The 13292-nt window shown below is 40.5% G+C and carries 11 protein-coding genes; 5 read left to right on the forward strand and 6 right to left on the reverse strand.

Annotated features, from left to right (window positions below; translation table 11 throughout):
• Position 1 precedes the first annotated feature (1 nt).
• The 3 genes from AC559H_RS21810 (at position 2) to AC559H_RS21820 (ending at position 4395) form a co-directional block, all read left to right on the forward strand.
• Positions 2 to 1543 (forward strand): MATE family efflux transporter, encoded by a 1542-nt coding sequence (locus AC559H_RS21810; protein WP_026794949.1) that lies wholly within the window; start codon positions 2 to 4, stop codon positions 1541 to 1543.
• Positions 1544 to 1603: 60 nt separating this feature from the next.
• Positions 1604 to 2812, forward strand: a complete 1209-nt coding sequence (locus tag AC559H_RS21815) for an LL-diaminopimelate aminotransferase (RefSeq protein ID WP_026794948.1) — start codon at positions 1604 to 1606, stop codon at positions 2810 to 2812.
• 497 nt (positions 2813 to 3309) lie between these two features.
• Positions 3310 to 4395, forward strand: coding sequence for an NF038130 family PEP-CTERM protein (locus AC559H_RS21820; RefSeq protein ID WP_026794947.1), 1086 nt, complete (start codon positions 3310 to 3312; stop codon positions 4393 to 4395).
• A 77-nt stretch (positions 4396 to 4472) separates the two neighbouring features.
• Here AC559H_RS21820 and AC559H_RS21825 read toward each other — a convergent pair whose 3' ends face one another.
• From AC559H_RS21825 to AC559H_RS21835, 3 genes are all read right to left on the reverse strand, one after another.
• Positions 4473 to 5906, reverse strand: coding sequence for an energy transducer TonB (locus AC559H_RS21825; RefSeq protein WP_026794946.1), 1434 nt, complete (start codon positions 5904 to 5906; stop codon positions 4473 to 4475).
• A gap of 220 nt (positions 5907 to 6126) precedes the next feature.
• Entirely contained in the window at positions 6127 to 7275 is a 1149-nt protein-coding gene (locus AC559H_RS21830; protein WP_026794945.1) for a GlcNAc-transferase family protein, read from the reverse strand.
• A gap of 80 nt (positions 7276 to 7355) precedes the next feature.
• Entirely contained in the window at positions 7356 to 7988 is a 633-nt protein-coding gene (locus tag AC559H_RS21835; protein ID WP_026788458.1) for a VWA domain-containing protein, read from the reverse strand.
• Positions 7989 to 8167: 179 nt separating this feature from the next.
• Between AC559H_RS21835 and AC559H_RS21840 the strand changes: the two genes are divergently transcribed.
• Positions 8168 to 8815 (forward strand): DUF8738 domain-containing protein, encoded by a 648-nt coding sequence (locus AC559H_RS21840; RefSeq protein WP_148292247.1) that lies wholly within the window; start codon positions 8168 to 8170, stop codon positions 8813 to 8815.
• A gap of 69 nt (positions 8816 to 8884) precedes the next feature.
• Entirely contained in the window at positions 8885 to 9253 is a 369-nt protein-coding gene (locus AC559H_RS21845; RefSeq protein WP_026794944.1) for a hypothetical protein, read from the forward strand.
• Positions 9254 to 9367: 114 nt separating this feature from the next.
• Here AC559H_RS21845 and AC559H_RS21850 read toward each other — a convergent pair whose 3' ends face one another.
• The 3 genes from AC559H_RS21850 to AC559H_RS21860 all read right to left on the reverse strand — a co-directional run bounded on the left by AC559H_RS21850 (position 9368) and on the right by AC559H_RS21860 (position 13274).
• Positions 9368 to 10798 (reverse strand): hypothetical protein, encoded by a 1431-nt coding sequence (locus tag AC559H_RS21850; protein ID WP_051319615.1) that lies wholly within the window; start codon positions 10796 to 10798, stop codon positions 9368 to 9370.
• Positions 10799 to 10801: 3 nt separating this feature from the next.
• A complete protein-coding gene (locus AC559H_RS21855) occupies positions 10802 to 11137 on the reverse strand; it encodes a hypothetical protein (RefSeq protein ID WP_026794943.1) in 336 nt (111 codons plus the stop codon).
• Between the two features lie 88 nt (positions 11138 to 11225).
• Positions 11226 to 13274 (reverse strand): CHAT domain-containing protein, encoded by a 2049-nt coding sequence (locus tag AC559H_RS21860; protein WP_237746384.1) that lies wholly within the window; start codon positions 13272 to 13274, stop codon positions 11226 to 11228.
• Positions 13275 to 13292 lie beyond the last annotated feature (18 nt).

The following is a 13292-nucleotide window of genomic DNA, read 5'->3' on the forward strand; positions in this document are numbered from 1 at the left end:
TATGATTAATCCCGATGAAAAGCTACAAGAATTAATTAATGCTGTCCAAGAAATTAGTCCTCATTTAGCTAACTATTGGCAAGCCACTGCTATTATTGAATCCCTTGGTTATACAGATAGAATTATCAGAGCAGAATTTGGTTTTGATAATGCTAGGGATTTGGGTCAGTATGTTTATGAATATTTGAACAATGCACCCGTTTCTCCAAAACCAACAAAAAAAGATGATATTTGGAAAACAATATCATATCAAATTCTAACTTTTATTAATGAATTTTCTCAAAGTTTTGTTTATGCCCTGCCGTTGATTATGATGTTAGCAATGGAATATCTCGGTATTGGAGAAAAAAAGCAGGTAATATCACCGGAATTAGCTTCACTTTTTACAATAGTAACCATGGCTAGTCTGACCACAGCAGGTGGATTCGTGCAAATGATTAGTCGCCGAGGTCTATTCTATATGACATTAGGTGAAATTCATCAAGCCCAACGAGTTTCTACTTCCCTATTATCCTTGGGAATTATTACAACTATTTTTCTGGGATTCTTCGGCCTATGGTTTGGATTTTATCGAAGCTTATTTGCCGATAATTATATCATCATTGCTGTATTTTACTACCTGTTACTCAGCATTTTATGGATGTTTTTAGCCGTTCTTTCCATTCTATCCCGATGGAGCGGGCCATTAGTTTTAATTGGGTTAAGTGTATTGTTTCTATTTTTAAGATTACAGTTGGGTTTAGGCACATTAATCGCACAAATATGGGCAATGTTTGTCGGCTTATTAGTGGTTATTGGATTGGTTTTATTTTGGTTTATTAAACACAAAGATACGGATACTGGTTCTCCCGTTCAATTACCTCGCCTCAGTGCGGTAGTATATTTAATGTCCCCTTATTTTGGCTATGGATTAGCCTATTTTAGTTTTATTTTTGCTGACCGTATTGTGGCGGGTTTAACCATTAATCCTGCTTCTGGGTTACTGTTTGCTATAGATATGAAATATCAAAAAGGCATGGATTTAGCCTTGCTAAATTTCTTAATATTAGTGCCATTAGTGCAGTATTTGGGATATATATTTATTAGTTATTGGTATAGTAAATCTAAAATTTTAACCGTTCATAATTTAGCTAAATTTTCCTCTAGGTTATTTTTCCTTTATTGGTTAGCAATTATCATGGCAATAATATTTTTTGGGCTATCGGTTTTTCTGACTGTGGGTATTCTTAGACCCGACAATTGGACACAACCAGAAATAATGCAAGCACTATGGGGCTGTTTAGGCTATTTTTTCTTTGTTCTGGGTTTATTTAATGGATTAATTTTATTTAGTTTAAATCAAGGTTTTGCTATTTTTAGAACATTAATTATTGCTTTGCTTGTGAATATTGTAGTCGGTTACACTTTAGCCCATACAATTTCCGTCTTTTTTACTGTTTTTGGTTTAATAGCAGGTGGATTTGTATTTATGATTTTATCGGGAAAAAAAGTTTTTAAAGCTCTTAAAAAACCTGATTATGCTTATTATTTAGGTGGCTATTAAGTCTATAATAATCCTAGGTAGAACTTAGGAACTTTAACCCCCTTTTTTTTGTAATTGATTATGAAATTTGCTAATCGTTTAGACCTACTACGCTCTAATGTTTTTGCTGATATGGATCGAGCCAAATCCAAAGCAATATTGGCAGGACAAGACTTAATTGATTTATCCCTGGGTTCTTCAGATTTACCAGTTTCTGATCATATTATTCAACCGATCCAAGAATCTTTATCCGATCCAAGTACCCATGGTTATCTATTATTTCGCAATACTCAGGAGTTTCGAGAAACCGTAGCCCAGTGGTATAGCAATCGTTATGGTATTACCCTTGATCCCGAAACCGAGGTTTTACAATTAATTGGTTCCCAGGAAGGAACGGCCCATCTTCCCCTGGCCATTCTCAATCCAGGTGATTTTGCCCTACTCCAAGATCCGGGTTATCCCTCCCATCTGGGCGGGGTCTATTTAGCCGGAGGTCAAATGTATCCGATGCCCTTAGTCACGGAAAATGACTTTTTACCTCTGTTTGAGGATATTCCCGAAACCGTATTAAAACAATCTCGGATGATGGTCTTGAGTTATCCCCATAATCCCACCTCCGCCACGGCTCCTTTATCCTTTTTCCAGAAGGCTGTTACATTTTGCCAAAACCATGATTTAGTGTTAGTTCACGATTTCCCCTATATGGATTTTGTCTTTCCCCAGGGAGAACAAACCATTGCCGAATTAGCCCCATCTATTTTACAAGCCGATCCCAATAAAACCGTTTCCATTGAGTTCTTTACTTTTTCTAAGTCCTATAATATGGGGGGCTTTCGGGTGGGGTTTGCGATTGGCAATGCAGAATTAATTTTGGCTTTGCGCCGGATTAAAGCAGTGGTTGATTTTAACCAATATCAAGGAATTTTGAATGGAGCGATCGCAGCTTTAACCGGGCCACAGGATCATATTGCCCAGAATATGGCGGTTTTCGCAGGGCGGCGGGATACCTTTATTGACCGAATGCAGACTATTGGCTGGAATATCCCAAAACCCGAAGCGACCCTCTATATTTGGGCAAAACTCCCTGAGCCCTGGTCAGAGGATTCTATGGGTTTCTGTCAACAACTGGTGGAAAAAACTGGAGTCGCGGCCTCTCCGGGGGTAGGATTTGGCCAATCCGGTGAAGGATATGTCCGATTCGCCTTAGTTCATCCCCCAGACGTCTTAGCAACAGCAGTAGACCGGATTGCGGAGTTTCTGCAAACCTCTCGACCCGACCTTAACCCTTGATAGGTTTGAGTTTCTACCTCTTTTCTTCCCATCCCTAGCTCTGGCAATATGACCTAGAACCAGGGTTTTTTTCAGTAAATTTACGGATATTCAGGAGCCTTAAACCGATTTAAAATCCTAACTCCGTAAATTTACTGATGTTTAGTAATAGCATTTAAGCCCGAATTAAAGATTTACCTTAACTTTACAAAAAAAACGATAAATTCATCAAAGTTTTATAGACATTTCCCGGGTATTGTTTATAATAGCAATAGATAAAGTCAAGAACACCCAAAGCCAACTGGATCAAAGCGTTCACCAGACTAACTGTTAAACGAGGGTGCTAAAGTTCCTCCCTAAAAGTGGGACTTTAATATATTAAAAAAAACACAGTCAACAATCACCGTCTGAAGTGACATGAATCACAAACCTATCTATCCCAATCGGTTTTAATCAGATTCAGCATCACCGATAGACAAAAATTCTAAAGAAACCTTCTACTTCCTGGAGAAAAGATTATGGCAACTTCATTAAAAAAACTCTTAATTGGCACTTCCGTCGCAGTGGGAATGAGCGCAGTGGCTAGTCTCCCGGCAAAAGCCGCCTCTTTTGACTTTGACAATAGCGAAACCAATTACGCCACCTACACACACAACAGCAACAACCTTTGGATTCAAGGAAATGAAGCTGCCGCCATCAGTGCGCTGACCGATGGTAATCTCCAAACAAACGTTGAACTCAACTACACCAATGAAACCAATAGTTCCAGTGTTGGTTTTACCGCGACCGCCGGAAAACACACCGCTAAAGTATCCAGCGTCACCAGCACCGAATTCAACGCTTTCCAAGGGGAATGGTTAAATGGCTTGTTGAATGCCTATCAACCTCTGAAAAATGTTTGGAGTGCTTCATCAGCAGTGTTTCAAGATGTGGCATTAGGTGTATTTAAGAGTTCAGTCGGCTTTGGAGATCCCAATATTGCTGAGTTCTCCTTAGATAGCACAGGTGCGATGTCGATGAAAACCTTGGGTTTCTTTGACCTCAAGCCAAAAGTTAATACCCTAATTGGTGCATATAGCAACACCCAAATTAATTCGCCCCTTTCTCAAGCCAATGCTGCCCTCGCTACTGTTAATCAGGGGATCAGCACGATTCAAAACAACAATGTATACAAGTCATTAACAAGCGTACCCTATAACAGTCTGAGTCCCAGTCAAAAGGGCGCACTCAATGACTTCAATACCCAACTATCAACATTAAACACTCAAAAAACAACACTGACCGCCGGAATTGCCACACTGACCGCAGCCAAGCAACAGGTTGATTCCTTCACTACTGCTCTGAACGGAATTCAGAACTTACAAATCAGTGAAATCGTTAAAGTTGAACTCAATGGTGTATCAGAGTACGTCTATAACTTCAACGCAGAAAATTCCGGCTTTGTCGCCCTTGACGATGTTGCTGGCAAATCCTACAGTGGAGTCTATTCTTGGAGCAAGGCAGGTACAACCGCCGCAGTTCCCGAACCCTCTACCATCTTAGGACTGATGGCCGTCGGTGGTTTGTTCGGTGCAGCCAAACGTAACGCCAACAAAAAAGCCTAATTTCGGTTTTCGGTAAGTTAATCGGAGAAGTAGAAAAGGAGAGGAAGCAAATTCCTCTCTTTTTTTGTCCATTTGTCTTAAATTCCACTTTCTGAGTTAGATTTGGGCTGAGGGTCTGGGGTTTCCGAAGGTGGAGAAGTTGACTCGGTAGACTCCGGGGGTTTTTGTTCAACGGGATTAGTTGGTGGTTTTTGGGTTTCTGAACTCGGAGGAGAGGACTGTGCTGGAGGTGGAGAAGCGGTTGCTGGAGGATTAGGAGATTTGGGAGTCTGGTTATCAACGGTTCTGCAATTCTCCTGAGCGTTAAACTGAAATTGAATTTGATAGGCCTTGGGTGAATTACTCGGGTCAAAGGTCATTTCTCCAACGGCAGCAATCGCGGCATTATCGAGAACCGGATAACCCGTAGCTAATAAGGGTTCTGGCCCTCGTAAAATTTCTCCCCCTGTCCCGGCAACTACTCCAATTAAAGCCTTTCCTGTTAACTGTTGTTCACAAGCCGCCGCCGGATATAAACGGTTGGCGACCATCGGAGACGCAGTTTCTAAATTGGGATAGTCCGTTAGTAAACTATTCACCCAGTTTAAATAAGCCCCTCCTCCTTGTAACATCGCCGTTTGTTGCTCACTGACAACACCTTCAGGAGTTTCAGGTTGTTGGGCTGGTTGTTGGGCTGGTTGTTGGGCTTTAGCCCCTCCTCCCTCTTGCAAACCCTGTTGAAGTCCCGCCAAAATTGAACCTTTAGGATCTTTTGATTGAACATCGGGATTATTTTCAGGGGGTTGGGGATTAACGGGAGGATTAGTATTATTGTTCGGATTGAAAATTGAGGGGCTGCAATTGCCATTATTAAACATCGGTGGACAATCGACGTCCTGACCCAATTCTCGGATTAACTGTTGTCGCAGGGCTAATTCATCCCTAGGAGGCAAATTCCCCGGTGGTTTGGCTTGTCCGGGAACTTCAGCCGGGGGAACATTGGAATTACCGAAGCCTAAAGGTGGGCCAGGAATAAAGGATAAAGACGGACTAGAGTTAGGCAAAAATCCAATAGAACCAGAATTCAGGTTATTGGAATTAGACCCCTGGGAAATAACCGGAGGTAAACGATAGGTTGGTAAACCTGGGGAATTACTCGGTGGCGGTAGGGGAATATTCGTCGGCCATACGGGGAGGGATGCCCCCGGCATGAAGTCTGACGGTGCGGGGGGAGGAATAATATTATCTATGGTCGGGACTGGAAGAATAGATAAAGAGGGAGAGAGAGAATTTAAGGGAGTGAAGGAGAGTTTAGAGGGGGCGGCTGGATAAACACCACTAATTTGTTCGGGGGAAAGTTCCACCACTTGAACTGTGGGAGGGAGTTTAATGGATTGGGAATAGAAACTAATATATTGAATATTGGCCGCAAATAACCCATGCACCCCTAAAGATGCCAACACACACAGGACAACGGGCTGGCGAAAGGTGGAGGGGACAAATTCAGTAAAGGATGTTGTCGAAGCCGTCATAATAAGAAATCTGGTTTTTAACAGGATAAGCGGAAATGGGGGCGATCCTAACCCATTCATTATAGATGAATCGATTGGGTAGTGTCGCCCCTGGAACTAAGTACCTAAACAAAATTAATTACAAATCCTCTACCCTGTTCCCTCCCCCCCTAGCCCCCCGTGCACGGGGGGTTTGGGGGGGGCTGTTCCCTCTTTCAACTAGGTAATTTATTTTGTGCAATTACTTATATGAAAATGGGGAATGAATTGCGGAATAAACTAAAAATTTAGTTGGAATTCCTTTAGAAGCTGTTTCCGATATTTCCTGGGTTTGGAAATTGACCCCACAAAAGTTTTGATAGTCTTCGAGAGTTCTAATATTTCCAATATCGTAAATTTCTAAACTTTCTGCTTCTAAGGGACTAATTCTTAATATTTTTTTAACCCTTTCTCTGGATTTTTGCTCTAATTTGAACCACTCAGAATCAACATCCCAATGTTTTTTAGCATTAGTGCGAGTATAATAGTGATAAATTGTAATTTGATGGGGATAAAAAATATCCCATCCTTTTGTCCAAGCTCTGGTTGAAAGCGTAATTTCTTCCCCCCTAAAATACAGAAAAGGATCATAGGGAACTTCTAAATAAAATTGTCGGGGGGCGAAAATAAATCCTCCGGCTAAAAACATTCCTAACTGGGGTTCAGAATAGGAAGCTAGACTCTCTCCGGCGACAAAACTTAAAATCCCATGGTCATCAAAATGATGGGCGGTTAAACGGGTACTGGGATATCCTGGGGGAATTTCATCGGGGGGAATATAGGGGGGAGTATAGGCAGAAAGAATGGGTTTGGGGCTAGGACATTGGGCGAGTTGTTTCAATAATAAACTATCCCAACCTTCAACAAATCTATGGTGACTATCTAATTGTAAGATAAAATCTTCATCATGAAGTAATCGTTGACCCATCGATCTTGCCCAACAGACACCGAGGGATTGTCGGGCATCTATTTCGATCATTTTGCAGGGAAATTCCTGCATTTTTTCCGTAATATTTTCATCCTCTCCGGGGATAAATTGCCAAACAATTCCAAAGGTAATTTTTTCCGGGCGATGGGCTTTTTTTAAGGCATCTTTTAATGTGGGAATGAGTTCAGAATCTCGATAGGCGGCTAGATGTAAAAATATTTTGGGGTCGGTAAAATTAAGTTTAGGTATTGGGATAGGTTGAGTTTCTGAAGCCGGAGGAGTCTCCGATGTGAAAGTCCGAGCCATTTCTAGGATTTTCAAGGCAACGGTTGCCCGTTCTGATGGGGGCAATTTTTCATCAATTAAAATAGAATCTAAGGTTTTAATTGATTGAGATACTAATTTTTCTGAGGAAGATTCCATTATGATTACTAACCTTTAAAAATCATAAAATTATCAGGATAATACAGCCGAGGCATCCTGCCAACCCAATTTACCCAATTTTAATCAACAATGGCTTTGAGCAACACATCGGTTAAACTCATAGAATCTAAATCCGATAGGGTAATGGTATTACAAATATCAAATTTAGCCCCCTGACTTTGTAAATCATGATCTAAACCCTGAAAAAAGGTAGTTACATCAGCATTAGAACCCACTTGAATTAGTTCAATAGCTAATTCTTCATCTCGGCTTAATTGATTGGCTGCATCAATAATAATTTGTCTAAGAGCGGTGGGATTTTCAATTTCTCCCGAAGTCACAATAATAATAGTTTCACCATTGGCTTTAGTTTGTTCCGTTGCCCGTCGTCCAAAATAGTGATCTGTCGCATCTTTTAATACCGGAGATAAACGATTTTTTCCCGAAGGTTGATGATGTTGAAAAAGATAAATAATTCGGTCAGAGGTGACATTTTCATAGCGTTTAAATTGATCGGAAAATAAATATAAGGTGATGCCGTCAAGATCAAATTGTTCACAGTAACTAGCGATGGCTAAAATCGACTCTTGAATTAAATCCCAGCGACTTTTGCCTTTAGATTTTTCAATAGTCGCCATACTTTGACTACTATCAATAATTAAAGTATAATCGCGATCGCGTAAGACCGATCCCCCTTCTAACAAAATGTCCATCTGGATTGACTCCTAAATTTTTGATTCTATTCTTAAACTATCAGGTCTGGTGATCGTTGTACTTCCTAGATTGGGAATCGGGGATGGGTATGTTAGGATACGGCGGTTGCCTGAAACAAATTTTCAGCAATCTGGGTCATCTTTGCCATCAATTGTTCTGTATTTGTGGATGCTTCCTCATGAAATCCAACCACTCCAACAGTCGCCAAAAAGCGACCTCCAAGGTGAACAAAAAACAGCCCCGGCCGTTTGTATTGGCGTTGATGTTGACTGGGGTTTTAGCTTTAAAATCTGACTCAACCTTGTTGAAATCTGCCTTAGTTCACAGCAAAGCGGTACTCTCGGACTCGATTACCGTAACCCAAAAGCCTAGTCCGATGGAAAACCAACGGTTATGGGAAATGCCGCAAAAATCGACTGCTGTTTCTTCGATTACCCCGACCTATCGGGTGCTAACTAATCCCTTATTTAAACATCAAGGACAGTCAACCAAAACCATTCCGGTTATCTATGCAAAAAATCCTTTAAATCCTGAATGGGCAGTTAATATAGCGAATGCGGCTAAAGTTTTACCTCCGACCGTAGACAAAAAAATTCGGGAAACCGTCGCCCAGGAATCGGGAGTGATGACTAAAGATATTAAAATTGTAGAAGCCCGTCAACAAACTTGGCCAGATACCTGTTTAGGACTGGCTAAAACCGATGAAATCTGCGGTCAAATGTTAGTTCAAGGGTGGCGGGTGGTGGTTTCCGATGGCCGCCAAACCTGGGTTTATCGCACGGATAATCAGGGGAGAATGATTCGTTTAGAATCTCAAGCTGATTAGTTAAATCTTCCGTCCTCGCTCTTAGAGGCGGTATTTCAGGATATTAATAACTTATATTAGATATCAAATATGACTGATCTTAGTGGAAACTGGCTAGGAACCTATTGGCAACAGGGAGTTCCTACTCGTTTTGAAGTAACATTTATTCAGAGCGGAAATTCCTTAGCCGGGAATATTTTAGATGAGGGTTATTTGGGAGAAGCTCAAATTAGTGGGGCTGTGATGGGTCGAGGGGTGAGTTTTACCAAACAATATTTAACGACTTCTCCCGATACGGTTAGTTATACGGGGACGGTATCTGAGGATGAAAATTATATTCAGGGACAATGGCAAATTAGTCGGTTATCATCGGGAACTTGGGAAGCCCATCGTCAAGGAGATAATTTATCTTTAGAATTTAATAACATCATAGTTGAAAAGGTTCCAGTTTTTTCTTAGGCACAGCAATGTTCCTAAAACCTTAGCTACAATGTCGTTGTTGGGCTTTAGCCCTTCTTCAATTGGTGCTAAAGCACAACAACAAGTTACCCATTAGATTGATTAATTTTTAGGTTATTTTTTGCGTCTACAGCGTAAATATTTCGCAGTTGATAATCCCATAACTAAAGTGATAGTTACACTCAATAAAAAGGCAAATATCCCCGGATGAGTGAATATTTTAGATGGGGATTGATTAGAATTAATCAAAGGTCTTTCAACATAACCAGAAAATGTTGATGCTGCTATTCCTCCCACACCTAAACTAACTCCCAATATGGCAATTGTTATTTCTAAGGAGCGATCAATTTCCGCTTGTTCAATTTCAACTAATCCGCGAATGGTGTTAATTAATTCTGAAAACAAATTTTGACCTGGTATTAAATAACCTAAATCAACCTTAATTTGTTCTATAAATTTGTCTTTTGTGCGGGTTTCAAATTTATTGAAAAAGGGTAAATTATCCTCTGGTATCAGAATATTATTCAGTTGATTTAGATAAGATTGATAATTTTTAAGATTCGTTTCTATTGTATTTAATTGCAGTTTCATCTGTTGAATATATTCGCCATATTCAAAGGAAGACTGAGGAATTTCAGTTAACTCCTGTTTTAAAAATTCCAGTTTTTCAGTTTGATTTTGGGGTAATTTCTTGATATTTTCTACTTTAGGTAATAATTGTTTATATAAATCCTTCGCTTGTTGATAACACCAACGAGCTTGAGTATAGCTATACAGAATTTTATGGCGACAACACAACAAATTAATTAACAATTGATAATAGTTTCCCTGTGCTTCTAACATTTGGGTTCGCGGAGAACAATTAAACCAAATCAACAAATGAATCGAGCGTGAGGGGTTATATTCTCCTGTATCATATTCAAAAATCGGACTTCCAAAAAAGTCTCCTACTAAGGGAGAATTTGCTAACAACCGTTGTGCGTCTGAACTGGGAAATAACGCCTCAACACAAGCATTGGCAAAATCTTGATAGTGATCTGATTCTGATAGTAAAGGTTCCGCAAATAATATTAAAGTTTGTCCTAAATCCGATTGAATCTTATCAGGTAATAAACAATAATTAGGGTTTAAAAAATAGTTAAATTCAGACAGATTAACAACCGATTCAGGACGATGAAAGGTAATATCAATGGCGTAGGTATCATGTATTTGTAGGGGATAAACTCCGCCTTTGAGTTGGGGTTTATTCAGTTCGGGAATAGCATAAAAATGTAAAAACTGCTCTGATAAAAGTTCTACATAGTCATTTGAAATATCATCTTCTCCTGGGGGAAAACCAATTTTTCCTTGATCTTGTTCAAGTCGATTAATTAATGTTTTTAAATGGGGAGAATTTAATGTTTCTCCTAATTCTTGGCATTTTTCCCAAAGGTGATTTGCTGTTTCTATAGGTTCATCCCCTAACGCTAAATTATTTCTAAGTTGAAAAGCAATTAACGTTAGTTTGGGATTTTTAACGGTTCTTTCTATTGATTGATCTGCCATAAATTAGGATTGAGCAGGAGGTTTTTTAACAGATTGTTGAATTGCGTTTTTTAATGTTTCTTTGTTAATTTGTTGATTGGGTTTAGGAACATTAATAACGTTAGTTCCGGGTATACGATCAACTTCTAATATAGAATTATTCAGGATTTCTGATTGAGCATCCACAATTTCATCATGGTTTTCATACCAACTTGCGATCGCAACCGATAAGGTTTGAAGATCATCGGGCAAGGGTTCAATTAATGCCATTAATTCTTGACATTTTGACTCGCTAAATAATTGAGGTTGTTCCTGTAACAGTCGCATAAAGGCTTGGAGGTTTTGCTGGTAGAAAGACATGGGCTGATACTCTAACGCAATATAAAATTGATTATATCAAATTTAGGGTTAATTTTGTAAACTTACCCCAAGAAACCCGGTTTCTATCTTACCGTCCGATCGCACAAAATGCAGCCCAATAATAGGAAGAAGCAAAAGGTTTTTCATGATCCTCGATTTTCTTTAATGACTGACGTAACTGCATTTTATTCCCCGGATCGATCCAAGCTAATAATTCGGCTTTGGTCGCATTCCTTAACCAGTTTTGAGCATGATTTAATGCGATCGCAACTTCCTCACCCTCCCGCAATAATTGATAAAATCGAATCATTAAAATTGCCGTAGAAATATCACTCACAGACCACAGAGAACTGACAACATTAGTCGAACCCGCCACCAGAAACCCACTCGGTAAACCAATATATTCATCACTATTAGATTGAAAATCAATTAACCCCGTTTCACAAGCGGAAAGGGTGACTAAACGACAGCAACGCAGATCCAATGTAAACACATCCCCCAAGGTTAAACATTCACTCAGATCGAGGGTTTGACCTTTTTCTAGGCGAAGATGGCGACTGGGATCAAGGGGCGAAGGTGCGGGTTCTAGGTAACAGTCTGCGAATAGTAATGCGGACAAAATAGGATTCTCAAAATTAAAATAACCGTGACAGGAAAAATGGTGACAATTAGCCGTTTTTAGGGTAGTTTGTTGTTCATTAAAGGTGGTTTTTTTCGCGTTTTCATGGACTAGAATATGACTCGGATTAAAATAAGTCCGAATACTGTTAACTTCTAAGTCGGTATAGGCTAAATCTTTTGTCGGATTTTGAATCGCAAATAGTTGAGAAAAATCGGGACGCTGGCGGTTTTTTGCCGTTTGTAATAGTTGACAACTGGGAGCATAACTCACCCCACCGGGAAACAGATCCATTAAAATTGACCCCCCCAACCCCCCCTTAGCAATGGTGGGCTTTTGCTGAGATATCGGTAAAGCATGAAGGGGGAATAAATGCAGGAAACGGTTAGGAATAAGTACCAGACTATCGCATTTTTCCCCAATAGCATTGAGGAGTTGGTCAAAATGTAAGATTTCCCCCAGACCTTGCAGGCGGGAGTTTAGGGTGTTTTGCCATTGTTGTTTATCAGTTCGGTAGGCGTTGAGGTAGTCGTCAGCCCATGTTCTCAAGGCGTTATAGTCTTCGGGGGTGGACTGCCAGAGTTTGACCTCTCCCCCATCCCTTCTGCTGCTCGGCGAGGGGGGTGGAGTAACAATAAATACCACAAACCGATCGCTTAAAATATACCATTCCAAAATCGCGGTATTGTCCCCCGTCAACGCTTGAATATCGCTAAAGGGGATGGGTTCAACCTTTTGGGTGAGGCGGAAATCAGGGTCAATGGGCGTAATATCACGGGTAATGAGGTCATCGAGTTGTTGCCGCAGTTCGTTGAGACGGCTACGATCTGGGGGTGGGGTTTGCAGGGCGGCGATATTGGGGCTACGTTCTCCGGTTGTCCCGTCCCCAAAGGAGTTGCGGGTGCGTTCTTCGATTTCCAGGCGACGTTGTTCGGTTTCGATATCTCGACGCAGACGGTCGAGTTCATCGAGGACGGTTTGGGGAATATCGCCTTTGGGGTAAAGGTCACGGGTTGCCAACAGTTCAACCAGGTTACGGGTTTTGCTGCGTTCAACATATTCAATGGCGGCAGTATAGTTTTTCAGTTCGATACAAACTTCCACCATTCGTTGATAAAGTTTTTGCCATTCTTCGGCTAATTTCTGTTTATCTGCATCTCCCCCTTTAACAATTCCTGCCCGTATTTCTTCGACGGTTTCAATGGCATTGTAAAAAGTATCATAAGCGAATTGCCATTGTTGAGATGCTTGATAAGCGAGTCCTAAATTAAATGATGTTTCTACATAATTGTAAGGTAATGCTGCACGGGTTCTAATTTCTAATGCAGCTTGATAGAATGCGATCACCTGTTCAATATTCTCCGCTTTTTCCCCTTTGATTCTACTCCAATAGGCATTAGCCAGATTATTTTGAGTGTCTGCCCATTGTTCAGGAAAAGCTGCACGGGTATAAATTTCTAATGCCGATTTACAGGCTGCGATCGCCCGTTCTATATTATCAGCTTTTTCCCCTTTGATTCTACTCCAATAGGCATT

This window comes from Planktothrix prolifica NIVA-CYA 540, from assembly GCF_963864145.1.
In the GTDB taxonomy this organism is placed as follows: Bacteria; Cyanobacteriota; Cyanobacteriia; order Cyanobacteriales; family Microcoleaceae; genus Planktothrix; species Planktothrix agardhii.